The organism is Bradyrhizobium sp. AUGA SZCCT0177 (assembly GCF_018130125.1).
Lineage (GTDB): Bacteria > Pseudomonadota > Alphaproteobacteria > Rhizobiales > Xanthobacteraceae > Bradyrhizobium.
This window is the reverse complement of sequence record NZ_JAFCMA010000001.1, coordinates 309,000-335,048: the sequence shown is the minus strand read 5'-3', so window position 1 is coordinate 335,048 and position 26,049 is coordinate 309,000. Positions and strand designations below refer to the sequence as shown.

The following is a 26,049-nucleotide window of genomic DNA, read 5'->3' as shown; positions in this document are numbered from 1 at the left end:
AAGGGGTTGAACTTCATATTGCGATGCACAATATAGGTGGTCTAGGGATTCGACGCCTCCTCGAGGGCCACCACGAGGAGTTATGACTATGAACTACCAGACTACCGCTCCGAGCCGCGCCAAGGGCGCCGTTCGGATTCTAAGCCAGCAAGAGGAATTGCCGCTTCTGCGCGATCACCTTTTGCGGCTCGACCGCACCAGCCGCCATGATCGCTTTCATGGCTTCATGGACGACAGTTTCATCGAACGCTACGCCGAAAAATGCGCCAACGACGGCACGGTGATCATCGGCTATTTCGAGGATGGCGTGGTGCGCGGTGCCGCCGAACTGCATCCGCCGGAGCAATCGCCTGACGCACTGCCGGAGATCGCCTTCAGCGTGGAGAGCTCGGTACGACGCAAGGGCGTCGGCAGCATCCTGTTCAGGAAGCTGATCGCGGAGGCGCGGGCCAAAGGATATAAAAGCCTGCGGATCACCACCGGCGCGCAGAATGAAGCGATGCGGGCGCTCGCCAACAAGTTTGGAGCACACCTGACGTTCCGCTACGGCGAATCCACCGGCAGCATCGATCTGGCCAAGCAGAACCAGCCGGAAGGGGCGCCGTCCGCAATGGCGACGACGCTCGAGGCCGCACGGGCGATTACGAACTTCAATCGCGCTTATTGGGCCATGATGCTGAGAATGTCCGGCTGGGGCCGGACGGCCTGACCGGAAGGCCCATCGACAGAGCCCCGTTCCGCTTGCATCGGAACGGGGCTCTGTATTTTTTGATTTGACGCGTTTTCTTGACGCGAACCGGTGCCCACTTCGCTTGAAAAACGCTTTAGCGGCAATTCGCGGATCTCCTGGATCACGCGAATTGCCCGGGGGCCTTTAACACTAGGATCTTCAGGAATGGACTTCAGGTACCGGTGCGCTTGTCGTTGCCGAAGCGCCTGATCACCTTGCGTTCGACCACGACCGAGCGCTGGGCGCCTTGCTCACCCGTGATGACGCGGGTGGCGGACCGCGCAACGGCGCGGCCGGTCTTCTTCACCTCAGCCAGCACTTCTTCGAACGGCAGCCCCATCAGCGCTGCGGCGATTTCCGCCTGCTGCTGCTGATCGTCGGTAATGCCGACGGCGGCGAAGATCGCTTCCTCCAGCGTCGGCGGATCGCGCCGTACGCGCCGGGTGCCATATTTCGTGTTCCAGTCTTCGCTCATCGGGGCCTCGCATCTGATGCGGAGATACCTAAGTGCCCTTATGTTGCATTGCAATATGAATTTGGCGTGGCATTACAGCCATGCACCTACAATTTCTCCAGTCTGGTAGCGTCGTACAGTTCGATAGACGTGGCGGCCGCGGCCAGCGATTGCAGCGATTTGACGAAATCGCGCGAGGCGGGGACCGCGAAATGGTTAAGCAGCGCCGCGCGGTCGGCCCATTGCTCGAAAAACACCAGCCGCAGCGGGTTTTCGCAATCGACATGCACGGCGTGCGAGATGCACCCGGGTTCGCTGCGCGAACGATGGACGTGCTCGAGGCTCAGGCGGCGGACCTCGTCGAAACTGTCCTGGCGCGCCGTCACACTGCCGGTAACCACGATCATGTTGTCCTCCCGGTTTCACCGTCCTTGTCGGGACTATTCGGCGGCGGTCAGATCCAGCGGTTGTTGAGGCCAGCGTTTCAGCGCGGCGTGTCCGGCATCGGTCAGGACGTAAATGCCGCGCTCGGCGCGATCGAACCAGCCATAGACATTGTGCAGTAGAATCTTGCCGGCGTCCGGCATCTCGATCCGCAAATCCTTCACGCGCCGCGGGCCACCTGAAAGTGCCGCAGCACAGGCCAGCGCCTGCTGGCGGTAGGCCGTCATGATCGGCGCGCGCGTTGAGCCGCCCATCGCCGGATCGCCCTTGCGTCGCTCATGCTCCCTGATCAGCCGCGAACGTTTCTTCGGGTTGCGGCGAGGGGCTGTCGTGGCGGGTTTGACGATCACCTCGACGTCGCCGGTGTTGGTGACCGCGAGCATGCCAAAGCCGAGCCGCCGACAGAGGTTGCGATAGCGGGCGTCACTTTCGCGGCCCTTGCCGCGTGCCGACAATTTGGCCGCGAGCCACACCTCGTCACAGGCGCCGGCGCGATCGACCGCCTGCAGGATCAGTTCGAGATTGAATGTGAGCTTCAATTCCCCGATCACCACGACCGGCGGATCGTCGCCGCTCAGCGCCACCAGGTCACAGCCGCCGATCTCGCCCTTGACCGTGAAGCCGAGCTTTTCAAGGAAGCGTTTGACGGGCAGATAAAGCGCGGTTTCCAACGACAGGCTCCGGCGGCAAAAGCGGCCGCGACTCAGTGTCACGAGTTTAGCCCGGATTTGGCCAAATCGCGCGTAGGTGGCTATCTTGGCCGGCGGGACAGGTAAACGGGCGCGATCCAATCCATGATCAGGAACGGCCTCTATCACATTACCGTGGAAATGCTGGACAGCGTCCACGGCGGCAACCAGGGCGTCATGGTGGTGCGTGATGGCCAGTTGCGGGGTGGCGACTCGTTCTTCTATGCCTACGGCACCTACACGGCAGCGAACGGCAAGTGGAAAGGCGAACTGACCAACCAGGAGCATTCGCCGACCTATGGCGAGCGGCCGGTCTGGGAACGCAAGATCGTCACCATCGGATTTACCGGAACCTATACAGACGACACCGCCGAGAGCGACGGTATCGCGCTCGCCGGCAAGCAGAGCATCCGCTTCAAGTCGATGCTGCGGATATTGATCCCGGACTGAACGCGCACGGCGACATCTCCACCGTCTGGATTCAGAAAAACAACAAGGACCGGCTGCAGCCGGAGCGGTCATGCTCAAGGGACTTTACAAGGTCGAGATTCACACCACGCATGGTGGCTCCGGCCGCGGCGTGATGGTGGCGCGCGACGGGCGTTTGTTCGGCGGCAATGCCGCCTTTGCGTTCGCCGGCCGCTACCTCGAATCCGGTCACGATATCGCTGTCGACATCACGACGGTCCAGCGCAACGACAATCTGGGTTTCAAGCGGGTATCGGGTGCCGATAACATCACGCTGCGGGGAACGCGCAGAGGGGGTGACCGATACATATTTGAGGATGGCACCGCGCTGCTCGCGGGCGCGCCATTCACGGCTCACGTAACCGCCATCAGCGAGGAGGCGGCGCCGCCGGCGGGAGCGAACGCGCCGGACGGCGTCCGGAACGGACTCTATTCGCTCAACATCCGCATGCTCGACGGCATCGACTCCGGCAATACCGGCCTGATGGTGCTGCATGACGGCACCATTCGCGGCGGCGACGCCCATTTCGACTATGTCGGCGCCTACAGCAGCGCGCAGGGGCGGTGGAAGGGCGAATTGATCAACCACACGCATACGCCGACGATGGGCCAACGTCCGCTGTTCGGCGACCGTGAGGTCGGCATCGGCTTTTCCGGCACCTACGACGAGGATGGCGCGGAAGGCGAAGCCACCGCCCTGGCCGGCAAGCGCAGCATCCGCTTCAAGGCGGTGCTGCGCAGGCTTGCAGATTGAGGACTTAAACCCGCCCGCTTACCGGCAGCAGCGCGCCGGTGACGGCGGAGGCGGCGTCGCTGGCGAGGAACAGGATCACGTCGGCCAGTTCTGTTGGTCTTACCCATTTGCTGAAATCGGCTTTCGGCATGCTGGCGCGATTGGCCGCGGTGTCGATGATCGACGGCAGCACGGCGTTCACCGTGATCCTGCCCTTGTATTCGGCGGCGAGCGCTTCGGTCAGGCGATGCACGCCGGCCTTGGACGCGGCATAGGCGCCCATGCCGGCGCTCGCCTGCAGCGCGCCAAGCGCGCCGACATTGACGATCCGTCCGGCACCGGACGCGGTCAGATACGGGATCGCCGCGCGCGAGGCATTGAGCGCGGTCGTGACGTTGAGCGCGTACATGCGCTGCCACGTCTTCGGATCGCCCTCAATGACCGTCTCGAACGCAAAACCGCCGGCGATGTTGATCAGCGCGTCGAGCTTGCCGAAGTGCGACACCGCGGCATCGATGGCCTTCTTCGCCGCCGCCGCATCGGTCAGGTCGACGCCGCCGAGTTCGAACTGGTTTGACGTCGCCGGCACCTGCGTCGGCGCGTGGTCCACGCTTGCGACCCTGGCACCGGCCGCCAGCGCCTGGTCAACGACGACGCTGCCGAGCGCGCCGAGGGCGCCGGTCACGACAATGACTTTTCCATCCATAATGGGCCTCCGCGGGCCGATAAAAGGGAGCACACACTAGCGCCGGCAGTTTTTCATTTGCAATGCGGCGAATTTCGCATCCAAATGCGGGTGTCGAACAAAATATTCCCGTTGAGGGTGATGAAATGAACGACGTGTCACGTACCGGCGATCCGGACGTCGCCAACTTCAAATACAAACTGCCGTATCTGACGGCGGCGCTCCAGCGTCCGGAAAAGGTCAAGATCGTGGCGATCGGCTCGTCATCGACGGCGGGCGTTGCGCCGGTCGCACCTTATCCGCCTCGTCTGGAAATGCTGTTGCGGCAGAAACTTGCGCGGCGCACGATCGATGTGGTCAACCGCGGTATCAGCGGCGAAGAGGCGCCGAAAGAGTTAGAGCGGTTTCGATCCGACGTGTTCGATGAGGCGCCCGCTCTGGTAATCTGGCAGGTGGGTACCAACGCAATCTTTCATGACATGGATCGCAGGGAGGTCGCCAGAGCCATCGAGAGCGGGTTAAGACAACTCGCCGACTTGTCGGCGGATGTGATCCTGATGGACCTGCAATACACCAGGGCGATGACCGACAAGCTCAAGGCATCGGAAGAAATGGTGGCGTTCATCGCCGCAGCCGCTGAGATCGCGAAGGTCAACGTCTTTCAACGCTTCGCCCTGATGCGACGCTGGGTCGATGACAATATCCCGATCAGTGCCCTGGAAGACGGTGCCGACAATCATCTTCACATTAGCGAGTGGGCGACCGGTTGCTTGGCAGAAGCCCTGAGCGATGCGATCGAGCGGGCCGTGAAGGCGGCGGGTACTACGTAAGAATACGGATCAAGGCCGATAGCTAAAATTTGCCTGAGTTGCGCAAGTCGATTGCAGGTTCCGTTCCCTACAAGGGGAGTCCAATCCTGGCAGGGGCATCACGATGGGATCTCTACCCGATCACGGTTTACCGCTTGTTCAGCTTAAGGAGCAGCGGCGGGACTTGGTGGTCGCGCTGCAAAACCGCAACGGTCCGATCAAGGACTGGGAGCTGATGCAGATTGCGGCGATCCAGCAGGCGATCCAGGCGTTCGAGGACGTCATCGCCGATCTCGATGCTGAAATGGAAATGGAAGCCGCGGCCTGAGCGATCGCGAGACACACTCGAGCCCAAAGGTCGGCCGCGCGGATCGCTTCGATGCGGCGGGTGAAACACGATTAGAGCGTTTTCGAGCGAAGTGGGCACCGGTTCGCGTGAAGAAAACGCGTCAAAATAAAAACCGTCAGGATTGCAGATAGCGCGCCGCGAGCGCCGCGCGCTCCTTTTCGCCAAGACCGATGCCGTCGCGGAGATAAGCTTCGAGACTGCCATAGTCGGCGTCAATGGCTTCGAACGCAGCGCTGAGGAACGCGGGCTGCACCGAACCCAGCACCTGCTTGACGTGATCAGGCAGGTCGCTGCTGGCAGCGGGATCCCTGCGGTAGAACTGGTTCGTCAACAGATAATCTTCCGCAATCACCTCGTCGGGAACGCCAAGCGTATGCAGGATCAGCGCACAGGCGAAGCCGGTGCGATCCTTGCCGGCGGTGCAATGGATTACCAGTGGCGCGCGGTCCTCCAGCAGATGCGCAAACAGCGCCCGGAAGCGCGGCGTGTTCTGTTGCACATAGCTGCGGTAGGAATCGCGCATCACCTCGACGGCGTGGTCAGTCGACAGCGCCGTACCGCTGGCGGCGATGGCACGAAGTGCGGCGACCACCGTTGGCTCGACCGGCAGCGAATGCACGGTGATATCGGCCAGGCCGCACACCGCCTCAGCGCGCTCCGTCGTGCCTCGAAAATCGAACGCGCGCTTGACGCCGAGCGAGCGCAAGACCGCAGCGTCATCATCGGTGAGATGGCCGAGGTGGTTGGACCGGAACATCTGCCGCCAGCGTACCGTGCGGCCGTCCCGGGTGAGATAACCGCCGAGGTCGCGGAAATTGCTGGCGCCAGCAAGATTGAGATGACGGGCAGGGGAATCTGACATCGGGGCTGCCTTACGGAATTCTTGGTAGAATTCTTGGAGATGCAATTCTTGTGTGGCGATCGAGCCGGGGTGTGTCGCGTCTTGCCCTCTGGTCTATACTCGGGCCATCAGGAGGAGAATATGAATAATCGCAAGATCGCTGGTTTCGCGGCGGCGTTGCTTCTGGGAACGATGTTTTTGGGAGCGGGCGGCTCGACGGCCGCGTTGGCACAGGCGACCTTCAAAAACTATCGTTGCGCCGACGGCACGCAATTCATCGCCGGGTTTTTTCGGTACGATTCACGCGCCCATCTGCAGCTCGATGGCAAGGCGGTGACGCTGAAAAAGGGTGTGGCGTTGTCGGGGGCGCGCTATTCGGGCCGCGGGATTACCCTGAAAGTCACAAAGGCCGGGCTCACCACGCTCAAGCACGCCAAACGGCCGGTAACGGCATGCGAACTGACGTAAAAACAAGGCTTGCATGAAAAAGGGCCGAAACGATTTCGTTCCGACCCTTTTCTACTTCACCGACCGCGCCTGAACTCTTTGACGCGGATTTGCCGAACATTGGGCTGGCATCAGTGGTCACGCCCAGGCTTGGTTTCCTCGATGGCCGCTGCGTGGTACCAGCTGCCGCTGCAGTCCGCGACATCGACCGTCGGCGCGGCAAAGTCGGGCTTGGTCTCGCCAAAGCGACGTCCCGCCAAGGCCGACCGGCCCCCGGCTGGGAATTGATAGATCTTGGCAGATCCCTCATTCACACCTGTATTGATCATCCTGGTCTCTCCTGGATCGAGCGAACCACCATGGTGCGCCCGACTCGTTCTCCGTTAGTTACCGAGACTGCGATATCGTTCGCGCCCTCCCGGAATGCAAATTGCTCAAAAAAAGTCAGCTGCTGTGCATTTTGTAGGCATTTCCTGTTTTGCTTCGTGTGAGGCAATGGGCAGGTGACTAACGCTTGAGCCGGGGAGATGGTTGCCGGCCGCGACCGAACCTCCCGCCGAATGGCGCAAAAGGCTGCTGCAGCTTTAATCGGGCCGGGAGTTGCGGGCCGAAACTGCCGTAGAATCGGGCGTCAGACGGGCTCGAAAGCGCCTTTTGGCCGCCCGCCGCGCATGTCAGGCGCGCTTCTATGTCGCATCAAAAAATGCACGCACGAGGGTGGACATCCCAAAGCCGTCCGGTGCCGCGCTGCAGCGATTGGCACTTTAATTGCTTGGTAAGAAGCGGCCTGACGTGGCCGGGTACACGTGTGCGGGGACTGCAGGGCTTCTAACCTCCAAAGTCCGAGGCTTCCGCACCTAGCAGCATTAAACTCAAGAGAGGCTCAATGACCAAGTACAAGCTCGAGTATATCTGGCTCGACGGGTATACGCCGACACCGAATCTGCGCGGCAAAACACAGATCAAGGAATTCGCTTCGTTCCCGACGCTCGAGCAGCTCCCGCTGTGGGGCTTCGATGGCTCATCGACCATGCAGGCCGAAGGCAGAAGCTCGGATTGCGTGCTCAAGCCGGTTGCGGTTTATCCCGACGGCGCGCGCAAGGACGGCGTCCTGGTGATGTGCGAAGTCATGATGCCGGATGGCGTCACCCCGCACGCGACCAACCGGCGCGCCACCATTCTTGACGACGAAGGCGCGTGGTTCGGCTTCGAGCAGGAATACTTCATGTACAAGGACGGCCGGCCGCTCGGGTTCCCGACCTCGGGTTATCCTGCGCCGCAGGGCCCGTATTACACCGGCGTCGGCTACAGCAATGTCGGTTCGGTCGCGCGTGAGATCGTCGAGAAGCATCTCGAGCTCTGTCTTGCCGCCGGCATCAACCACGAGGGCATCAACGCCGAAGTGGCGAAGGGCCAGTGGGAATTCCAGATCTTCGGCAAGGGCTCCAAAAAGGCCGCCGACGAAATGTGGATGGCTCGCTACCTGTTGCAGCGCCTGACTGAAACTTACGGCATCGACATTGAGTATCACTGCAAGCCGCTCGGCGACACCGACTGGAACGGCTCGGGCATGCACGCCAACTTCTCGACCAAACTTATGCGCGAGACCGGCGGCAAGGCCTATTTCGAGGCGCTGATGGCGGCCTTTGAGAAGAACCTCATGGACCACATTGCCGTCTACGGGCCTGATAACGACAAGCGTCTGACCGGCAAGCACGAGACCGCTCCCTGGAACAAGTTCAGCTACGGCGTGGCTGACCGCGGCGCCTCGATCCGCGTGCCGCACTCGTTCATGAAGAACGACTACAAGGGCTATCTCGAAGACCGCCGCCCGAACTCGCAAGGCGACCCCTACGCCATCGCTTCGCAGATCCTGAAGACGATCGCCGAAGTTCCGACGGCTGCCAAGTCGGCCGCGGCCTAAACCACGCCGCAGACCCGGACGGGGGCGTCCGGATTACAACCCTGACCCGCCAAAGCGTGCCCGCTTTGGCGGGTCATTGCATTGCGATGACGTTGCCTCAAATGAATCGATTCAAGCCCTTTGCCCGATTCAAGCCGTTCCCCTGCGTTATGAACCGCGCTAGATAGCGGATGCGCTTGCCGGGGACACGGCCATTGCTCGAGGGTTTCTACAAGATCCGGTTTCAGCTCAACGACGCGGTCGGCCGCAGCGTGATGTATGTGCGCGCCGGCAAGATGCTCGGCGGCAATTCCGCCTTTGCGCATATCGGCACCTACCGGGAAGAAGCCGATGGCGAGCTTGCCATCGAGATCAAGACCGTTCGCCATAATCCCGACCCGAATTACCGCGCGATGGCCGGCACCGACGACGCCACCCTGCTGGCGCGGGGCAAGCCGGATGGCAATCTTTACCGGTTTGAAGGCGGCCTCAAGGAATTGCCGGGTGCGAAATTCAGCTCAGTCATGACGCCGATCGGGGAGGAGGAGATCCCGATCGCCGGAGGCGTCGGCCAGGATGGTATCGTCAATGGCCTCTATTCCATTCACATCCGCATGCTCGACGGCGTCGACGGCGGCCTGACTGGCGTGATGCTGCTCAATGAGGGTCGTATCCTCGGCGGCGACGCGTCGTTCTACTACATCGGCAGCTACACCTCGGAGAAGGGCCGCTGGAAGGGCCAGATCCTCAATCAGGAGCACACGCCGGCAAGGGGCGAGAACCCGGTGTTCGGCGGCCATGAGGTCGGCATTGGCTTTGCCGGCACCTGCGACGACCAGGGCGCGCTGCTGGAGGCCACCGCGCTTGCGGGCAAGCGAAGCCTCCGCCTGACAGCCGTGCTCAAGCTGATGCATCGGGCGTAACGCCATGGACAATGCCGTGCGCGTGCTCTCGACACTGGCCCTGAAGGGCGCGGTTCACAATCTGGCTGGGCATTATGAGGCAGCCGGCGGTGTGCGCATCGATGCCGACTTCGCGCCGACATTGGCGCTGCTGGATCGCCTGCGCGGCGGCGAGGGCGCCGATGTCGTTATCCTGACCCGCGAGGGGCTCGACGACATGGCCCGCGAGGGGCGCGTGGTGGCGGATAGCTGCGTGGATCTCGCGCGGTCCTATGTCGGCCTGGCGGTGAAAGCGGGCTTTGCCCATCCCGACATCGCAACCGAGCCCGCGCTGCGCGCGGCGCTGCTTGACGCCCGTTCGGTGGCCTATTCGCGGATCGGCGCCAGCGGCATTTTGTTCGCGCAGTTGATCGAGCGCTTGGGGATTGCATCCGAGATCAATGCGAGAGCGTGCATCATCCCGTCGGGTTTCACGGCCGAGCGGCTGGTCACCGGAGAGGCCGATCTGGCCGTGCAGCAGATTAGCGAGTTGAAGCAGGTCGGGGGTATCGAGGTTATTGGCCCGATTCCTCGCGAGCTGCAAACGCCCGCGGTGTTTTCCGCCGGCCGCGTGGCGGCCTCTGGCAAGGCTGCTCAAGCGGACCGGCTGTTGCGGTTTCTCGCCTCGCGCGAGGTTGCGCCGGTGCTGCGCGAGAGCGGGCTTGAGCCTTGAATTTGCCTGCCGGTCGACGCAACCTGTCGCCCCATGAGGACGCTGTTTCACGGGGTCGCGGTTGCGATGGGTGTGTTGGTGTTGCCCGTTCCGGCGCGCGCGCAATCGGCCGATCTCGTGCTCTGCGACCGCGTCGCCGCCGATCCGTCCGATCCCGACAAGCCGGCCGACGTGAAAGGCACGTCTGAGATTGCAGCCTCCGATATCGCCACCGCGATCAAATACTGCAAGATCGCCGCGAGCTCATCGCGGCGGGCAACGTACCAGCTCGGACGCGCCTACGCGGCTAACCGGCAAGCACCCGAGGCGGTCGCGGCATGGCGCAAGGCGGCCGACAAAGGCTCGACCTCGGCCATGGTCGAACTCGGTGTGCTCTACGGAACCGGAGCCGGCGTTGCGCGGGACGAAGCGCAGGCGCGCAAGCTGTTCGAGCGCGCTGCCCAGGCCGGTAATCCGCGTGGCATCAGCAATCTCGCGGCCCTTGGCGGCGGCGCGGGCGGACCGGCCGACCCGGTGCGGGCGCGCGAATTGCTGTCGAAGGGCGCCGAGACCAATGCGGAGGCGCAATATCAGCTCGGCATGATGCTGGCGGAAGGCGACGGCGGCGCCAAGGACGATGTTGCCGCGCGGGCGTTGTTTGAAAAGGCGGCGGCACAAAATCATCCTGGTGCGCTGGAGCGCATGGGCGCGTTCGCACAGCAAGGCCGTGGCGGCGCCAAGGATTCCAACGCCGCCAAAGCCTACTACGAGCGGGCCGCCGCACTCGGCGATGAAGATGCCAAGAAGGCATTGGAGCGGCTGCGATGTCCTTACACAATCAAGGCAAGCGCGGCAACGTGGTGACCAATCTGTGCTTTTGAGGTGAGGGGCGCGTCGTTCAGGCCGCCATCACTTCATGTAATAGCTGATGTAGTATCGCGCCCGCTGATAGGTCAGTTCCAGATATCCGGGATAATCTCTTGCCGCCAGTTCGACCGCGCGCTTGTAGCGTGCGCCGAACTCGCCCTTGATCTTGTCGAAGTAACCAAAACAGGCATCGTCGAATCTCACCGCGGCAATGATGGCCTGCTTCACTTCCGCTTCATCCATACCGGGATGGGTGAGTTGCAAGCGGTCGAAGGTCAGACCGTCTTCGGGATGATCGTGCTCGAATTTGACCTCGATGGAATTTTCTCCCGACGGCCGCGACCGGAACACGTCACGCACGTTCGGCGGCATCGCGCGCCACGCGAGCAAGTCGAGCTTGGAGCACTCCCGCCACAGCAGATAGGCCGCGTCCCTCAACGGCAGCTCGCTGGCCTCGGCGATGGTTCGGGCAATGGTCTCTTCATCTTCGGTCATCGGTATCACCCGCAATGGAAATCGCCCATTGGTCGGCTGCCGTGGCCAGCCGGTTCACGTCGCCGGCACCGGTTGCGTGAGGTATGACACGGAACGCCCAAAACCTGCGCTGAAACGACCGCTGGTACTGCTTCCCCGCTGGTGCTATGCCGCCGCGAGATGGTTCAATAAAGCTGGAAATCTTCCTTGCTGGACGGGCTTTACAAGGCTGAGTACGGCGTGAACGACGCGTTCGGTCGCAGCATCATGTGCATGCATGAGGGCAAGCTGCTGGGCGGCAATTCCGCTTTCGCGCATCTGGGGACCTATCAGGAGAGCGGCGAGGAGATCCTCGCCGAGCTCATCACCCAGCGTCACAATCATGATCCCCATTACAAGCCGCTGATGGACACCGACGTCGCCTCAGCCAGCGTGATTGGCCGGGTCAACGGCAACATGCTGCGCTTCGAGGGCAGCGCCGCGCAGCGGCCGGGTGCGCTGTTCTGGGCCAATCTGACCCGGCTCGACGACGAGGCCTTGCCGCCTGTCGGTGAAGTCGGGCCAGGGGGCATCGTGAACGGGCTCTATTCCATTCACATCCGCGCGCTCGACGGCGTCGATGCCGGCCTGTCCGGCGTCATGCTGCTGATGAATGGCCGCATCCTCGGCGGCGACGCGTTCTTCTATTACCTCGGCTCCTACAGCTCGGCCGATGGCCGCTGGAAAGGCGAGATCCTCAACCAGGAGCACACGCCGGCGAAGGGCGAAAATCTGGTGTTTGGCGGCCATGAGGTCGGCATCGGCTTTGCTGGCACCTGCGCCGACGAGGGCGCGGAACTGGAAGCCATCGCGCTGGCGGGAAAGCGCAGCCTGCGGCTGGCCGCCACCTTGAAGCTGATGCGGGCCGCATAATCTTTTTATTTGACGCGTTTTCTTGACGCGAACCGGTGCCCGCTTCGCTCGAAAACGCTATGCCTTGCCCCCGGAATAGGCTTTCCCCTGCGCCCCACATGGAATAAGAGCGGCCAACAATTTTCATGTTTGGGCAACAATGATCCGTCTCGATAACGTCAGTAAGCAAGTCGGCCACCAGATCCTCTTCATCGAAGCTTCGGCAGCCCTGCAAAAGGGCGAGAAGATCGGCCTTGTCGGCCCGAACGGGGCTGGAAAGACCACGCTTTTCCGGATGATCTCAGGCCAGGAACTGCCCGACGAGGGGCAGGTGTCGCTCGATCGCGGCATTACCATCGGCTATTTCAGCCAGGATGTCGGCGAGATGGCAGGCCGCAGCGCGGTTGCCGAGGTGATGGACGGCGCCGGCCCCGTCAGCGTCGTGGCGGCCGAACTCAGGGCGCTCGAGGCCGCGATGGCCGATCCGGACCAGGCGGATGAGATGGAAGACATCATCGCCCGCTATGGCGAGGTCCAGCACCGCTTTGAGGAACTCGACGGTTATGCGCTGGACGGCCGGGCACGCGAGGCGCTTTCGGGCCTCGGGTTCAGCCAGGAAATGATGGATGGCGACGTCGGCGCGCTGTCGGGCGGCTGGAAGATGCGCGTCGCGCTGGCGCGCATCCTGCTGATGCGCCCGGATGTGATGCTGCTGGACGAACCGAGCAACCATCTTGATCTGGAAAGCCTGATCTGGCTGGAGCAGTTTTTGCGCGGCTATGAAGGCGCGCTGCTGATGACCTCGCATGACCGCGAGTTCATCAACCGCATCATCAACAAGGTGGTCGAGATCGACGGCGGCACGCTGACGACCTTTTCCGGCAATTACGAATTCTACGAACAGCAGCGTGCGCTGAACGAGAAGCAGCAGCAGGCGCAGTTCGAGCGCCAGCAGGCGATGCTGGCCAAGGAGATCAAGTTCATCGAGCGCTTCAAGGCGCGCGCCTCGCATGCCGCCCAAGTGCAGAGCCGGGTCAAGAAGCTCGACAAGATCGAGCGCGTCGAGCCGCCGAAGCGGCGCCAGACGGTCGCGTTCGACTTCCTGCCGGCGCCGCGTTCCGGCGAGGACGTCGTCAGCCTGAAGAATGTCCACAAGGGTTACGGCAGCCGCAGCATCTATGAAGGGCTCGACTTCATGATCCGCCGCCGCGAGCGCTGGTGCGTGATGGGCATCAACGGCGCCGGCAAGTCGACGTTGCTGAAACTGGTGGCGGGCTCGACCGAGCCTGATGACGGCACCGTCGTGGTCGGCGGCAGCGTCAAGATGGGCTATTTCGCACAGCACGCGATGGATTTGCTCGACGGCGAACGCACCGTCTTCCAGTGGTTGGAAGATTGCTTCCCGCAGGCAGGCCAGGGCTCATTGCGCGCGCTGGCCGGCTGCTTCGGATTTTCCGGCGACGATGTCGAGAAAAAATGCCGGGTGCTGTCGGGCGGCGAGAAGGCGCGTCTGGTGATGGCGCAGATGCTGTTCGACCCGCCGAATTTTCTGGTGCTGGACGAGCCGACCAACCATCTGGATCTCGCGACCAAGGAGATGCTGATCAACGCGCTCTCCGAATTCGAGGGCACCATGCTGTTCGTCTCGCATGATCGTCATTTCCTGGCGGCGCTTTCCAACCGCGTGCTGGAATTGACGCCCGAGGGCATCCACCAGTTTGGCGGCGGCTATACGGAATACGTCGCGCGCACCGGCCACGAGGCGCCGGGCCTGCGGAGCTGATGCGCGGGACGCACATGGGGCACGCGCCGCGGGCTGCTTGAACCATCATGATCTGCCCGATACGCTTCTTGCAAAAATCGGGGGAAACGATGCGGCAGATCAGGATCGGCGACATCACTATCGACGCGGTGATCGAGCGCGAGGGGCCGTGGCGGCGGCCGCAGGATTTCTTCCCGGCCTATGACGACGCGGTCTTCAAGCAGCATCTGCCAAAGATGGAGCCGGAATTCTTCGACGCGGCGTCCGGCAAGATGTTCATCACCTACCAGACGTTTGTGGTCCGCACGCCGCGCCATACCATCCTGGTCGACACCTGCACCGGCGAGGACAAGGGGCATCCGCCGCCGTTCGATTTCCCCGGCAAGGCGCGCTGGCGCAACGAGCTGTTCGCGCTCGGCGTCGGCTTCGAGCAGGTCGATTACGTGTTCTGCACCCATCTGCACATCGACCATACCGGCTGGAACACCACGCTGCGCGACGCGCGGTGGGTGCCGACATTCCCGAATGCGAAGTACATATTCCACAAAAAGGAATACGCGGTGTGGGAAGCCGAATACGCCAGGGGAGCCGAGCCGCCCGGCAAGGTGTTTCGCGACAACTGCCTGCCGATCGTGGAGGCCGGGCAGGCGCTGCTGGTCGACGACGACTACGCACTCGACGATACCGTCACGCTGACACCGACGCCCGGGCATTCGCCCTGCCATTGCTGCGTCAACATCTTCTCGAAAGGTCAGCACGCCGTGGTGGCCGGCGACTTGATGCATCATGCGATCCAGTGCCGCGAGCCCGACTGGTCGCCGGGTGTCGACTGGGACCCAAAACAGTCGGCGGTGTCGCGCCGCACGTTCTTTGCCTCCGTTGCCGGCACCGATACGCTGATCCTGCCGGTTCATTTCCCGAATCCGACGGTCGGCCTGATCACGGCCGATGGCGATCGCTTCGATTATCGTTTCAAACGGGATTAGCGCTATTGACTGATCGCTCACCGAATGGCGACTTCGTGCGCTATGTCGGGTTCGACGACTAGACCAGCAACACAGGACAGCATCATGGATCAGCGCGACCCAAGGACCGGTAAGGAGCACCGAGAGTTCTTCAACATAGATCTTTCCTCGGGTTGGGAAACGATCGCACCGGGTATCGAAGCGAAGACGCTGGCTGGATCGCTCGATGAAGCTGCCGGCAAGGGGCATCTCAATCGCCTCGCTCGCTGGGCGCCGAATGCCGAGATCGACGCTGTGCGCGTGCACGAGTTTTACGAGGAGGTCGTGGTTGTCCAAGGAACGCTCCTTGTGGCCTCGCAGGAGCCGCCACATCGTTTTGAGGCGTTCCACGCTCCGGCTTTCGCCTGCCGCCCTCCGCATGCCAAACACGGCCCCTTCAAGGCAGGTCCGGAAGGCTGTTTGCTGCTTGAAACATCGTTTTTCTACTAGGCGGTACCCGCAGATTGACCCCACCGCGCGCAGAATGCCTCGACGTCGCCGGATTGAAATTCCGGCAGGCGATGAAAGATGGTTTCCGCCGGCCAATTCCACCACGCAATCCGCGAGAGCTGCACGGCGATTTCGCGGTTGAAACGCTCTCGGATCTGTTTGGCCGGAATACCGCCCACGATGGTGTAGGGTGCCACGTCGCGGGTGACGACGGCGCCCGCGGCCAGCACGGCGCCATCGCCCACCGTTACGCCCGGCATCACAATGACGGCGTGACCGATCCAGACATCGTTCCCGATGACGACGCGATCGGCGCGGCGCTGCCGGAAGAAGCCGTGGTCGCGCTGCGCATCCGCCGTGTAATATTCGGGGCAATAGGTGAAGCGGTGCTGTGACGGGCGGTCGAGAGGATGGTTCGGCGCCCCGATGCGCACTTGTGCCGCGATTGCACAAAATTTCCCGATCTCTGCATCCGCGACCATGCAGCCCGGGCCGAGATAGGAGTAATCGCCGAGGTCGGTGTATTCGATGGCGGTGTCGCCGAGAATTTCGCAGCAAACACCGATGGTTACTTCGCGCAATTTGACGGATGGTTCAACGAAGGTTTCGGCAAGTTTTGGGCGCGGCGGTGCCGGTTGGTGCATGTCGACTGCTCGTCCTGAATCAAGCGGCCCTGCTGCCGCGAGATTCATCTATCACACCAGGCAGGCGGCCGCGCGCAAAGGTTCGGACTGGCCAGCATGCGCTGGCTGCAACGATCCCCGCCTGACTCAGGCGGTGCGAACCTCGCTGAGGAAGCGGTTGACCTGGCCGGCGAGGTCCTTGGACTGCGACGACAATTGCTCGGCAGCGCCCAGCACCTGGGTGGCGGCTGAACCGGTCTCGTCGGCCGCCCGTTGCACGCCCGAGATGTTGGCGTTGACTTCCTGGGTGCCGCGCGCGGCTTCCTGGACGCTGCGGGAAATCTCCTGCGTGGCCGAACCCTGTTCCTCGATGGCGGACGCAATCGCAATGCCGATCTGGTCGATCTCGGCGATGACATTGGCGACGTTCTGGATGGCCGTCACCGTCTCGTCGCTCGCGGCCTGAATGGCGGCGATCTGTTCGGAGATCTCGGTGGTCGCCTTCGCGGTCTGGCCGGCCAGCGATTTGACCTCGGAAGCGACGACCGCAAAGCCGCGTCCGGCATCGCCGGCGCGCGCGGCCTCGATGGTGGCGTTGAGGGCGAGCAGGTTGGTTTGGGCCGCGATGCTCTGGATCAGCGTCACGACGTCGCCGATCTTCTGCGCGCCCTCAGCCAGCGAACGGGCGGTGTCGCCGGTGCGGCGCGCGTTGTCGACGGCACGGGCCGCGATCTCGGTGGACTGTGCGACCTGGCGGCCGATCTCCGAAATCGAGGAGGTGAGTTCTTCCGTGGCGCTCGCAACGGTCTGGACGTTGCTCGAGGTCTGCTCGGAGGCGGCCGCCACAATACCGGCCTGACGGTTGGTGGCTTCCGCGGTCGAGGACATCGACTGCGCGGTGTCCTCCATCACCGATGACGCCGCGGACAGCCCGCCGACGAGTTCGGTCACCTTGGCTTCAAACCCGCGGGTGAGTTCGTCGAGCACCTGGACGCGCCGCATCTTGACGTCGTTCTCGGCGGCCTTTTCCGCTGACAGGCGTTCGGCCTCGATCATATTGTCCTTGAAGACGCGCACGGCAGCCGCCATCGCGCCGATCTCGTCGCCGCGCTCGGCGCCCGAGATTTCGTCGGAAACGTTGCCGCTGGCAAGACGCGTCATGGTGGCGGTAAGCTCGACGATCGGTTTGCAGACGCGGCGATAAACCATCAGGATCAGGCCGGCGCTGGCGCCGATAACGGCGATCAGGCCTGCGAGCGCGATGATGAAGCTGAGGCGCGCCGAGGAGTAGGCGGCGCCCAGGACCTCCTCGGCATTGTCGTAGAACGCGTCGCGCAGCGTGATGACCGCGCCGAGGCCCTTCTGCGATTCCGCGAAGAACACGTCGACGTCGTGCTCGTATTTGCCGCTGATCGCGCCGTCCTTGACGAGCTTCAGCTCCTTGCCGAACCGATCGACATAGGCCTCGTTCATCTTGCCGAGGGCGGCTGCCACATTGGCTGGCGTTGCGGGATTGCCGCGCAAATCCTGCAGCGACATCAGGATCTGGTCGGCGCGGCCTTGCGCGCGGCTCAGTTCCATTTTCTCGGCGTCGGTCGCGACGCGGTTGGCGCCGACCAGGTTCTTGTGCAGGCTGGCGTTGTAGCCGCCGACATCGCGCAGCGCCCAGGTGATGTTGGCGTAGGTCGCCTGGCGGTAAGCGTCGCCGTCGAGCAGCGCCATGCGGCGGACCTGTTCTTCGAGCAACGCGGTGATGGCGGCGTTGAAGGCTGCGTTATCGGCGACGATCTTTCTGGCGGCGTCCTTGCGGGCATCGGCGGGGCCGGCGATCGCCTTGTCGATGGATTCGCGCAAGGCATTGAACTTCGCGTTCAGCGCATCGATGCCGCTGCCGACCAACGCGCCATCGTCGAGCGAGCCGGGCAGCGCCTTGCGGATTGCGTTCATCTTCGCCAGCGCGCCGTTGGTATCCTTGCGGTACTTGTCGAGGTCGGTGAGCATCTTCGGCTCCACCACCGCCGGCCCATACAGGATGTTGGTGGAGAAGCCGCGTTCGGGGTTCATGTAGCGCGGGATGTCGCCGACGGCCCGCACCACTTCGAGCCGGCTCTGGGCGACGGACACCTTGTCCATGGTCTGGTATTTCGTGACGGCCACATAGACGGCGAGGCCACCGCCCACGGCGGAAAGCGAGACGATAGCGGCGGTCAGGAGGGTACCGATTTTCATGGGATTTGGGCCATTCACGATGGTATGGTGACCTCCATCCTAAGTGGTGCGCCTTAATCTTGGGTTACGGTGCGGGCAGTTGGCCGATCCACCAGCCGTCGTGGCCGATCCGCAGCGCGAACTACCTGACGCCTGCAACCAGCGCGTTTAAGAGCAGCGGTTCCGGCATCGCGCGGCGGGAAAACACACTTGCGCATTCCCGCGGCTCATTTCGCCCGGGTTGTTCAAATCTCGCCGCCCCCCAGAAAAATTAGAGGGCGCAGGGAATGCCGGATGCGCGCTGCACCCGCGGTCTCGTGTGCGATTGTGCAACAAGATGGTGCACACGAGCATACAGGGCAGCGGAGAGCATCCGACATTCCCTGCGCAATGGCTTTACGGCTTATGGCGCGCTCTCCCCGGTGAGACGGTCTCTATTGCCACCGTCGTCCCTCGGAAGCGTTAGCTCCCGAAAGACTTGACGCCGTTACGGGCGCCAGGACCACACGCTTTCGCCGTACGCTTCAGCCGCGACCGTCAATCGCAACCTCGGCGTCCACCGCGACCCGCCCCTCGTCGTGACGATGGCCAACGCCCCTCTGAGTGGGACGGGATGGCTATTGATGTGCCGGTGATTTGGGGTGGAAGGAAAGGGAAATATTTTTGATTTACAGAATCTTTGTGCTTGACATTATTTCCGTAAATCAGAATTGATTTGCCCGTCGCGCTAATTTGTCGCGGCCTGTCCCTATCGAACCCCGCATGTGCTCCCCGGGATCACGCGGCACCGCGTGACCGTTGCAATCGACGGATGGGTCAAGACTTCGCGCTTCAGCGGTCGTCTTCGTCAGTCGTTCGCGCCGACGATCCCCGACTGGGCCAACGATCAGCACACACAAGCCGGGAAAAAGCCGGGCCGCGGTCGCGATCATTTCCGTGTGGAAGGCGCGAAGCTGTTCCCGCCGCCGATAGAGCCGGACCCGCAACGAGGACGAAGCCTATCGGCTGTGGGCGCTCAAGCAGCGGGGCAAGTGAGGCCACGGAACGTCTTGGTTCACCCGCGCGCCTTTAACTCCCCTGGCGATTTGCGTGCGAGGTATTCGCGTAAGAGCCGATCCATCGCAAGTTGAGGCTCACTGTTTGGTTGAGACGGCGCTACGTTCGCAATTTTTCCTGAGCCTTCGCAGGAGAGATTTTCGGTCGTGATTGGTGGCTTGCTGCCGTAGCTATAGATTGAAGCGCCAGAAGACATAATCTCTTCCCAAGCCAGTGCCGCGAAACGCCCGGACCGAACGTGAATTAGACTGAAGCTCTCCACAATTGGATCAAAGGACATTGTCCTAAGGTACACTGTTTCATTGACGCGCCACCTCGTGTACCGAGCGGCACAAAATTAAGCCGGGATTGCGCGAGGGCAAATATCCTCAAACGTCGCAGTCGCGCGGTCCCGGCGCAAAGTCGCGCCCTCCACAGGACCCGGACAACCGATGGAGGTCCCCCGTTAATGTTTGCTGTCACAGCAAAAGCTGACATCGGTCTGACCGCGCGGAGGTCAGAAAATGACCCAAAGCGGACTCGCGTGCCGTTTGGGTTGATTTTCGGAACAACGAGGAAAGCTCATCCGAGCCCATTTCGATCACGGGAATTTTGCAACCGCAGCCAATCGACTGCGCAGCCAGCGATGGGCTTTATCCCTGTCGTTGCGCGGATGCCAAACGGCAATCACTTCGAAACCGGGGACCTGGAAAGGAAGCTCGCGCACGAACAGCCGCTTGTTGTTCTGACCCAGCAGGCGAGATGGAACGAGTGCCACAAGATCGTCCGTCTGCAATATCTCCGGAATGAGCAGGAAGGTTGACAGGGAATAGCGGACCTTGCGCCGTTGCTGAAGCCGCGCAAACGCCTGATCGCCCTCGAACGATCCGCCCGTTGGCGACACCACAACGTGATCGTAATCGCATAAGCGCTCGACCGTCATGGCCGCATTGCCCGCGAGCGGATGCTGACGGCGAACCGCGACGACATAGCGGTCGCGATAAAGCAGCCGTGACGGCAGATCGGACATCGCAAACTGAGCCGCAGTGATCGCCAGGTCGATCTGTCCGCGTGCGAGGGCGTCGCCGAGGCCCTCGATAATCGGTGGCACGATGGCCAGCCGGATCTGTCTCGCCTCGCTTCTGAGCGCCTTTACGAACGGGGTGAGAACGGCGTGCTGCATATAGTCGTTGCTCGAGACCCTGAAGGTGACCTCGGCATGGACCGGATCGAATGCATTGCGTGCGACGAGATGCCGGCTGTCATCGAGCAACTGTTTCAATGGAACGGCCAGCGCCTGTGCCCGCGGGGTCGCCAGCAGGCCGCGCTGGGTGCGTACGAACAGGGGATCGCCAAACAAGTCGCGGAGACGCATCAACATGCCGCTGACCGTCGGCTGGGTGTAACCTAGCCGCGCGGCTGCTCGCGTAACATTTCCTTCTTCGAGCAGTGCGTCGAGCACGACGAGCAGGTTGAGGTCAACTTTCCTGATATTGGCCATGGCAATATTAGAACCATAATATTGCGATTTGAGCAATGTCAGGCCGCTTGGTAGTCTTGTTGCACGGATTTGCGCTCGGGAGTGAAGAGCAGGGAGAGATGCGATGCCGACGATCGAGGGAGGGTGCCTCTGCGGTGCCGTACGCTACCGTTCTGACGCCGAGCCGCTGATGCAGGTGGTCTGCCATTGCGAGACCTGCCGCAAGAACTCGGGCTCCGCTTTCTCGATGAACGTCGCGGTGCCGCAGGACACGCTCCGCATCGAAAGCGGCAGTCCGCGCCGCTACGAGGATCATAGCGGCGCGAGCGGCAAGGCGTTCTACCGGTTCTTCTGTGGCGATTGCGGCTCCCACGTCTACAGCCACGGCGCGGCATACGGCGCCATCGTGTTCGTCAAGGCCGGCACGCTCGACGACTCGAACTGGCTCGCACCCAACCTGCATATCTGGTGCGCCGAAAAACTGCCTTGGGTCGGTATTCCCGAGGGCGCCACCGAAGTACCCGCGAACCCGGGCTGAGCAGGAAAGCAATTTCCCCCATCGAACCAGCGAAACCGATCAACTCGTCTTCATCGTCGTCTGCCATCCCGCGCCATCGGCTAGAGTATCTGCGCGTGCGCTTTGGTCGCTAATGGCATTTTTCGAACGTGCCGAGCACGTTAACTCGGGCAGTATTGCCCTACGTTTGGTCCAGAATGCGCATTTTGCTGATGGAGTGACCTAATGATTACGGCAGGTTGTGAACGGCTTGGCATCGAAGTTCCAATAATTCAAGCGCCCATGGGTGGGGCAGTCGGCCCCGCCCTCGCTGCTGCCGTTAGCAACGCTGGCGGCCTCGGTACACTTGCGCTGTGGGGGGCGGACGTACCGAGATTGCGTCAGCTGGTCCGCGAAACGCGCGCTCTCACGACTAAGCCGTTCGCCGTCAATCTGAACCTGGAGTTTCCGCAAGAAGAGCGCCTTGACGCCTGTTTGGAGGAGGGCGTGCCGGTTATCTCCTTCTTCTGGCGCGATCCTTCAGACCTTGTGGCCCGCGCAAAGTCTGGTGGTGCCACAGTGCTCCACACCGTCAGCACGGCTGCAGAAGCGCGGCACGCGGTAGGGAGCGGGGTTGACGCCGTTGTCGCACAAGGATGGGAAGCCGGGGGTCATGTGCGTGGTAAGGTCGCAACGATGCCACTCATTCCCGCAGTGGTCGATGCGGTCGGACCGGTTCCCGTCTTTGCAGCGGGGGGTATTGCCGACGGCCGCGGGCTTGCCGCTGCCCTGGCACTTGGCGCTTCGGGGGCATGGATCGGGACCCGTTTTCTTGCGAGCAATGAGGTCGCCATTCATCCGCGCTATCGCGAGCGAATTTTGCAGGCCACCGAAGACGATACCGTTTATCTCGAAGAACTGTTCGACATCGGCTGGCCTAACGCACCTCATCGTGTATTGCGCAATAGTACTGTCGCTGCGTGGGAAGCCGCCGGACGTCCGGCAACGGGCAAGCGCCCGGGTGAGGGTGATGTGGTGGCTACTTCGAAATCACGCGGGCCGATTGTGCGCTATCGATCGTACACGCCCGGTACTGATGCCGAGGGGGATATAGATGCGTTGTCGCTCTGGGCTGGCCAGAGTGCTGCCCTTGTTCACAAGCGACAACCCGCAGCAGAGATCGTGCGCGAGATTGCTGGCGAAGCTCAAGCTATCTTGTTTGGATTAGCTCGGCAGCTGAGAAACTGATCGTCAAGGCATATGTCTGTTCCTGGCACTTCTGAGACATGATAAGGCACGCGACCGGAGTCCGCCTTTAACATCGGAAGCGGACCTCTCTACTCAAGTCGGCGTAAAGGCCTCCTTTTAAATTCCGGGCCCCGCCCACGCTAGGGAACGGCCGCGGCGCGCTGGAACGCTGGCCGCGCAAGCAGGCGCTCACGATAGGCCGTGGCGCGGGGACCGAGCAGCGAGGCGAATTCGGGCTTTCCCATGGTGTTGAGCGGATAGCCAACCGAAATGTCAGCAAGCGTCATCCGCCCCGCCACCAGGAAGTCACGACCCTCCAGCCGCTGCTCGAGTAGCTTTGCCCGCATCGAGAGCGAGTGGCGTGCATCAGCCAGCACGGCATCGATGCCGGTCTGCATCTCCGGCGTCTTGTTCCGGATGCGGCGGACGCGCGCGATCGCGGAGAGCGGCGCCTGCAGAGTCGCCTCGCCGTACAACAGCCATTGCACGAACTCCGGCCGCTCCGGCTCGTCCGGCGCCACGACTAGGTCGGAACCATGCCGGGCCGCCAGGTATTCGCAGATCGCCAGCGATTCGTAGATCGCCCGGTCGCCGTCGATTAGGGCGGGCAGCGTGCCGGCCGGATTGATCGCGAGATACTCGGGCTCCTGCAGCCGCGGCCGAACACCCAGAGACTTCACTTCGACCGTGGCGCCGATCTCCTCCAGCGTCCACAGCACGCGGAGCGAGCGCGAGGTGGGCACGTGATAGAGCGTGGCCATCAGTCGACCCTCTCCAGCAGCCGCGCGCAGAGATAGGTGCGCGGCATCAGCGACGAATAGTAGATCTGCTCATAGGCGGCGTGCGAATAGCCGACCACATCGGCTGTAACGATTGCCGCCAATCGGCGCTGCTCACGAGCCAACAAAACTCCTCCCACTCGGTTTGTACAAGGGCTCAACCGACAGGGCAATGACGCGGCCGACGTGGCGCGCGTACATGTCTGCTTCTGGCAGATATTGTTGAAAAAGTCGAAAATCGAGCGACCCGAAAAATCTCGCGAAAGTTGACCTCAAGGCATCTCTGCTGCTGCATCGTTTGCCAGCGCCACTACGGAAGCACGTGATCGATTTTGGACGAAGCGATATGGTCCTGTAAGGCGCATCAGCGGCGCTAGGAATTTTCGTTCGTCACCCCAAAACGACTTTTTCAACAATATCGGCCATTTTTGGACCTCGACGCACGCAATCGCGATGTCCGCTCTACACCGATGAGCCGACTTCGTCAGTCTCGCGCGTCACTTCCGAAAAGGGCCAAAAGCCGACTTCATCGACTTTCCCCGGCAGATCTAAGGCAGCATCGCCCCGTCCGGCCAAACTAGGGCAGCTATAATGTGAAACGCGGATCGGCTGAGAGCGCCGATCGGGCGACGTAGTCGAGTTCGCCCCGTGCAATCCCGATATCCATCAACTCTCTGTCGCTCAGATCGTCCAGCGCAGCACGCAGCCTCTCGCGTTTGCGCCACTCACGAAATGCATTCCAATATGCCTCGAGGGGACTGTAAGGCTGCCGCCTCGCCGTTGCTGGTCCAAACTCACTGTTTCCGTGGATGGTGCTCATTGGAGTGTCCAGGTTGGTCTATTTCTGCCAAGCGAGATTGCCGGCACATCCCCTGGCGCGCTTAACAGTTGGCTTACATTTCCCTTACCGACAGCTTATTCTTGGGGTTTCAGAGGTGGCCGCGAGAGGGAATGCAGCTTGCGTTTTCTTTTTGAGGAGTACGCATTGGATACCGACAGGCGCGAACTGCGGCGCGCAAGGGAAGAGGTCGTTGTCACACCCCAAGTATTCGACCTGATTGAATACCTGATCCGGAACAGGGAGCGCGTCGTCAGCAAAGACGACCTCGTCAGCGCCGTTTGGAAGGGTCGCATCGTCTCGGATGCCGCGCTAACGACTCGCCTGAACGCCGCCCGGAGCGCAATCGGCGACACGGGCGAGAAACAGCTCTTGATCAAAACATTGCCGCGCAAAGGTTTCCGCTTCGTTGGCGCAGTGAAGGAAGACCGGAGGCCCGCAAATGAGACGATTGGCCTAATTGAGCGAACCGGCGAAGCGCCGCCGCGCCTGTCCATCGTCGTGCTACCCTTCGCGAACCTGAGCGGTGATCGTGAGCAGGACTATTTCGCGGACGGTATAACCGAGAGTCTGACCACGGACCTGTCGCGCATCGGTGGTTCATTTGTAATGGCACAGAACAGCGCCGTCTCATACAAGGGCAGAGCTGTCGATGTCCGCCAAGTCGGCCGCGAATTGAATGTTCGCTACGTGCTCGAAGGCTCAGTGCAACGCAGCGGCAAGCGACTTCGGATGAATGTTCAGCTGATCGATGCCAGGAGCGGCCAGCATCTTTGGGCCGAGCGCTTCGAGAAGCCTGTCGTCGACCTGTTCGATATGCAGGACGAAATCGTGTCGAGGCTCGCCGGTACATTAGGTGCCCAGCTCATCGAGGCTGAGGCGCGACGAGCCGAGCGTACGCTGCATCCCGATGCGATGGACTTGTGCTTCCAGGGCCGGGCCTGGTTGATGAAGGGGATTAGCCTTGAATGCGTGACGCAAGCGCGGGGCTTCTTCGAACGCTCGCTGGAGTTCGATCCCGGCAACGTCGAAGCAATGATTGGTCTGGCAAATGTTGATACGGTAGTGGGAGGTAGCTTTACGACGGATGATGGGCCCACGCGGCTTGCGGCGGCCGAGGCGATGGTGAACAAGGTATTGTCGATTAGGCCGAACAGTGCCTCAGCCCACATGGCTCGGGGTTGGGTCCAGACCTTTACGAACCGGGCCGCCCAAGGCATCCGTGAGTTCGAACATGCGTTGGCGCTGGCTCCGAATTTGGTCCACGCTCATGCTGCCCTTGGTTTCGCAAAATCCTACATAGGTCGCGCTACGGAGACCGAAGGCCATATACTCGAAGCTTTACGGCTCTCTCCTCGCGACGTTTTCGCCTACCAGTGGGCGTGTTTTGCGGGCGTGGCCAAGCTGCTGCTTGGTTCAGACTTCGAAGCCGTCAGTTGGCTGCGACGAAGCACCGAGGCGAACCGTAACTTTCATCTCGCTCATATATCGCTCGCCGCTGCCTTGGCCTTGACCGGCGCGCTCGATGAGGCGCGAACTGCTGCGAGAACGGGACTTGCGCTCAACTCAGGTTTCACCATTCGTCGCTTGCTCGCAGCTCAACAAAGCGACAATCCAATTTACCTTGCCGGGCTGCAGCGCTTGTGTGAAGGCTGGCGCCTCGCTGGCGTGCCGGAAGGGTGATGAGCGCTTCAGGCCGACTTCAGTGCTTTACTGCCCTACGTCGGCTTTGGGGCACTTTTCGGACCT

29 protein-coding genes and 1 pseudogene are annotated in these 26,049 nt (G+C 61.9%); 17 read left to right on the top strand and 13 right to left on the bottom strand.

What is annotated here, in order from left to right:
* Positions 1-88 precede the first annotated feature (88 nt).
* On the top strand, positions 89-709 hold the full coding sequence (locus JQ597_RS01735) for a GNAT family N-acetyltransferase (protein ID WP_212262249.1): 621 nt from the start codon (positions 89-91) through the stop codon (positions 707-709).
* A gap of 193 nt (positions 710-902) precedes the next feature.
* Here the strand turns inward: JQ597_RS01735 and JQ597_RS01730 are convergent, their stop codons facing one another.
* The 3 genes from JQ597_RS01730 to JQ597_RS01720 all read right to left on the bottom strand — a co-directional run bounded on the left by JQ597_RS01730 (position 903) and on the right by JQ597_RS01720 (position 2,299).
* The gene (locus JQ597_RS01730; protein ID WP_212262246.1) at positions 903-1,205 is read right to left on the bottom strand and encodes a hypothetical protein; all 303 of its coding nucleotides are present in this window, start codon (positions 1,203-1,205) and stop codon (positions 903-905) included.
* 86 nt (positions 1,206-1,291) lie between these two features.
* Entirely contained in the window at positions 1,292-1,591 is a 300-nt protein-coding gene (locus JQ597_RS01725) for a putative quinol monooxygenase (protein WP_212262243.1), read from the bottom strand.
* A 33-nt stretch (positions 1,592-1,624) separates the two neighbouring features.
* Positions 1,625-2,299, bottom strand: coding sequence for a DUF2161 domain-containing phosphodiesterase (locus JQ597_RS01720; protein WP_212262240.1), 675 nt, complete (start codon positions 2,297-2,299; stop codon positions 1,625-1,627).
* 123 nt (positions 2,300-2,422) lie between these two features.
* On the opposite strand from JQ597_RS01720, the gene JQ597_RS01715 reads away from it, so the two are divergent.
* Both JQ597_RS01715 and JQ597_RS01710 read left to right on the top strand, forming a co-directional pair.
* The gene (locus JQ597_RS01715) at positions 2,423-2,767 is read left to right on the top strand and encodes a GrlR family regulatory protein (RefSeq protein WP_212262237.1); all 345 of its coding nucleotides are present in this window, start codon (positions 2,423-2,425) and stop codon (positions 2,765-2,767) included.
* A gap of 70 nt (positions 2,768-2,837) precedes the next feature.
* Positions 2,838-3,539 (top strand): hypothetical protein, encoded by a 702-nt coding sequence (locus JQ597_RS01710; RefSeq protein WP_212262235.1) that lies wholly within the window; start codon positions 2,838-2,840, stop codon positions 3,537-3,539.
* Positions 3,540-3,543: 4 nt separating this feature from the next.
* Here JQ597_RS01710 and fabG read toward each other — a convergent pair whose 3' ends face one another.
* Entirely contained in the window at positions 3,544-4,224 is a 681-nt protein-coding gene (fabG, locus tag JQ597_RS01705; protein ID WP_212262232.1) for a 3-oxoacyl-ACP reductase FabG, read from the bottom strand.
* Between the two features lie 125 nt (positions 4,225-4,349).
* Between fabG and JQ597_RS01700 the strand changes: the two genes are divergently transcribed.
* Both JQ597_RS01700 and JQ597_RS01695 read left to right on the top strand, forming a co-directional pair.
* Positions 4,350-5,033 (top strand): SGNH/GDSL hydrolase family protein, encoded by a 684-nt coding sequence (locus tag JQ597_RS01700; protein ID WP_212262229.1) that lies wholly within the window; start codon positions 4,350-4,352, stop codon positions 5,031-5,033.
* A 103-nt stretch (positions 5,034-5,136) separates the two neighbouring features.
* The gene (locus JQ597_RS01695) at positions 5,137-5,340 is read left to right on the top strand and encodes a hypothetical protein (protein ID WP_192733344.1); all 204 of its coding nucleotides are present in this window, start codon (positions 5,137-5,139) and stop codon (positions 5,338-5,340) included.
* A 136-nt stretch (positions 5,341-5,476) separates the two neighbouring features.
* Here JQ597_RS01695 and JQ597_RS01690 read toward each other — a convergent pair whose 3' ends face one another.
* A complete protein-coding gene (locus JQ597_RS01690; protein ID WP_212262226.1) occupies positions 5,477-6,223 on the bottom strand; it encodes a tyrosine-protein phosphatase in 747 nt (248 codons plus the stop codon).
* Positions 6,224-6,343: 120 nt separating this feature from the next.
* Between JQ597_RS01690 and JQ597_RS01685 the strand changes: the two genes are divergently transcribed.
* Entirely contained in the window at positions 6,344-6,670 is a 327-nt protein-coding gene (locus JQ597_RS01685) for an MliC family protein (protein WP_212262223.1), read from the top strand.
* Positions 6,671-6,780: 110 nt separating this feature from the next.
* Here the strand turns inward: JQ597_RS01685 and JQ597_RS01680 are convergent, their stop codons facing one another.
* Positions 6,781-6,978 (bottom strand): DUF2735 domain-containing protein, encoded by a 198-nt coding sequence (locus JQ597_RS01680; RefSeq protein ID WP_212262220.1) that lies wholly within the window; start codon positions 6,976-6,978, stop codon positions 6,781-6,783.
* 557 nt (positions 6,979-7,535) lie between these two features.
* On the opposite strand from JQ597_RS01680, the gene JQ597_RS01675 reads away from it, so the two are divergent.
* The 4 genes and pseudogenes from JQ597_RS01675 to JQ597_RS01660 all read left to right on the top strand — a co-directional run bounded on the left by JQ597_RS01675 (position 7,536) and on the right by JQ597_RS01660 (position 11,026).
* Positions 7,536-8,573 carry a glutamine synthetase beta-grasp domain-containing protein gene (locus tag JQ597_RS01675; RefSeq protein WP_212262217.1) on the top strand — a complete coding sequence of 346 codons (1,038 nt, stop codon included), beginning with the start codon at positions 7,536-7,538 and terminating at the stop codon, positions 8,571-8,573.
* Between the two features lie 194 nt (positions 8,574-8,767).
* A complete protein-coding gene (locus JQ597_RS01670) occupies positions 8,768-9,475 on the top strand; it encodes a GrlR family regulatory protein (protein ID WP_212262214.1) in 708 nt (235 codons plus the stop codon).
* 4 nt (positions 9,476-9,479) lie between these two features.
* Positions 9,480-10,166: a substrate-binding domain-containing protein gene (locus tag JQ597_RS01665; RefSeq protein WP_212262211.1), complete on the top strand. Its 687-nt coding sequence runs from the start codon at positions 9,480-9,482 to the stop codon at positions 10,164-10,166.
* A gap of 33 nt (positions 10,167-10,199) precedes the next feature.
* Positions 10,200-11,026 (top strand): annotated as a pseudogene (locus tag JQ597_RS01660) (tetratricopeptide repeat protein).
* Between the two features lie 28 nt (positions 11,027-11,054).
* Here JQ597_RS01660 and JQ597_RS01655 read toward each other — a convergent pair.
* Entirely contained in the window at positions 11,055-11,507 is a 453-nt protein-coding gene (locus JQ597_RS01655) for a hypothetical protein (protein ID WP_212262209.1), read from the bottom strand.
* Between the two features lie 186 nt (positions 11,508-11,693).
* Between JQ597_RS01655 and JQ597_RS01650 the strand changes: the two genes are divergently transcribed.
* The 4 genes from JQ597_RS01650 to JQ597_RS01635 all read left to right on the top strand — a co-directional run bounded on the left by JQ597_RS01650 (position 11,694) and on the right by JQ597_RS01635 (position 15,593).
* Entirely contained in the window at positions 11,694-12,398 is a 705-nt protein-coding gene (locus JQ597_RS01650; protein WP_212262206.1) for a hypothetical protein, read from the top strand.
* Positions 12,399-12,537: 139 nt separating this feature from the next.
* Positions 12,538-14,160 carry an ABC-F family ATP-binding cassette domain-containing protein gene (locus JQ597_RS01645; protein WP_192733335.1) on the top strand — a complete coding sequence of 541 codons (1,623 nt, stop codon included), beginning with the start codon at positions 12,538-12,540 and terminating at the stop codon, positions 14,158-14,160.
* Between the two features lie 89 nt (positions 14,161-14,249).
* Positions 14,250-15,125, top strand: a complete 876-nt coding sequence (locus tag JQ597_RS01640) for an MBL fold metallo-hydrolase (protein WP_212262203.1) — start codon at positions 14,250-14,252, stop codon at positions 15,123-15,125.
* Between the two features lie 84 nt (positions 15,126-15,209).
* Positions 15,210-15,593: a cupin gene (locus JQ597_RS01635; protein WP_212262200.1), complete on the top strand. Its 384-nt coding sequence runs from the start codon at positions 15,210-15,212 to the stop codon at positions 15,591-15,593.
* On the opposite strand, the gene JQ597_RS01630 is transcribed toward JQ597_RS01635, so the two are convergent.
* The 3 genes from JQ597_RS01630 to JQ597_RS01620 form a co-directional block, all read right to left on the bottom strand.
* Positions 15,590-16,237 carry a DapH/DapD/GlmU-related protein gene (locus JQ597_RS01630; RefSeq protein ID WP_212262197.1) on the bottom strand — a complete coding sequence of 216 codons (648 nt, stop codon included), beginning with the start codon at positions 16,235-16,237 and terminating at the stop codon, positions 15,590-15,592. The genes JQ597_RS01635 and JQ597_RS01630 overlap by 4 nt on opposite strands.
* A 126-nt stretch (positions 16,238-16,363) precedes the next feature.
* Positions 16,364-18,445 carry a methyl-accepting chemotaxis protein gene (locus JQ597_RS01625; RefSeq protein WP_212262194.1) on the bottom strand — a complete coding sequence of 694 codons (2,082 nt, stop codon included), beginning with the start codon at positions 18,443-18,445 and terminating at the stop codon, positions 16,364-16,366.
* Between the two features lie 1,615 nt (positions 18,446-20,060).
* A complete protein-coding gene (locus tag JQ597_RS01620; protein WP_212262191.1) occupies positions 20,061-20,960 on the bottom strand; it encodes a LysR family transcriptional regulator in 900 nt (299 codons plus the stop codon).
* 103 nt (positions 20,961-21,063) lie between these two features.
* Here JQ597_RS01620 and JQ597_RS01615 point away from each other — a divergent pair, with 103 nt between their 5' ends.
* Together JQ597_RS01615 and JQ597_RS01610 are read left to right on the top strand one after the other, a co-directional pair.
* Positions 21,064-21,477, top strand: coding sequence for a GFA family protein (locus tag JQ597_RS01615; protein ID WP_212038241.1), 414 nt, complete (start codon positions 21,064-21,066; stop codon positions 21,475-21,477).
* Positions 21,478-21,681: 204 nt separating this feature from the next.
* Positions 21,682-22,683, top strand: coding sequence for an NAD(P)H-dependent flavin oxidoreductase (locus JQ597_RS01610; RefSeq protein ID WP_212262188.1), 1,002 nt, complete (start codon positions 21,682-21,684; stop codon positions 22,681-22,683).
* A 140-nt stretch (positions 22,684-22,823) separates the two neighbouring features.
* Here the strand turns inward: JQ597_RS01610 and JQ597_RS01605 are convergent, their stop codons facing one another.
* The 3 genes from JQ597_RS01605 to JQ597_RS01595 all read right to left on the bottom strand — a co-directional run bounded on the left by JQ597_RS01605 (position 22,824) and on the right by JQ597_RS01595 (position 24,282).
* Positions 22,824-23,444 (bottom strand): glutathione S-transferase family protein, encoded by a 621-nt coding sequence (locus JQ597_RS01605; protein ID WP_212262186.1) that lies wholly within the window; start codon positions 23,442-23,444, stop codon positions 22,824-22,826.
* The gene (locus JQ597_RS01600) at positions 23,444-23,587 is read right to left on the bottom strand and encodes a hypothetical protein (RefSeq protein WP_212262183.1); all 144 of its coding nucleotides are present in this window, start codon (positions 23,585-23,587) and stop codon (positions 23,444-23,446) included. The genes JQ597_RS01605 and JQ597_RS01600 overlap by 1 nt, the downstream gene beginning before the upstream one ends.
* Before the next feature lie 461 nt (positions 23,588-24,048).
* Positions 24,049-24,282 carry a DUF1127 domain-containing protein gene (locus tag JQ597_RS01595; RefSeq protein WP_212262180.1) on the bottom strand — a complete coding sequence of 78 codons (234 nt, stop codon included), beginning with the start codon at positions 24,280-24,282 and terminating at the stop codon, positions 24,049-24,051.
* A gap of 138 nt (positions 24,283-24,420) precedes the next feature.
* Between JQ597_RS01595 and JQ597_RS01590 the strand changes: the two genes are divergently transcribed.
* The gene (locus JQ597_RS01590; RefSeq protein WP_212262177.1) at positions 24,421-25,983 is read left to right on the top strand and encodes a winged helix-turn-helix domain-containing protein; all 1,563 of its coding nucleotides are present in this window, start codon (positions 24,421-24,423) and stop codon (positions 25,981-25,983) included.
* The last annotated feature ends 66 nt before the right edge of the window (positions 25,984-26,049 follow it).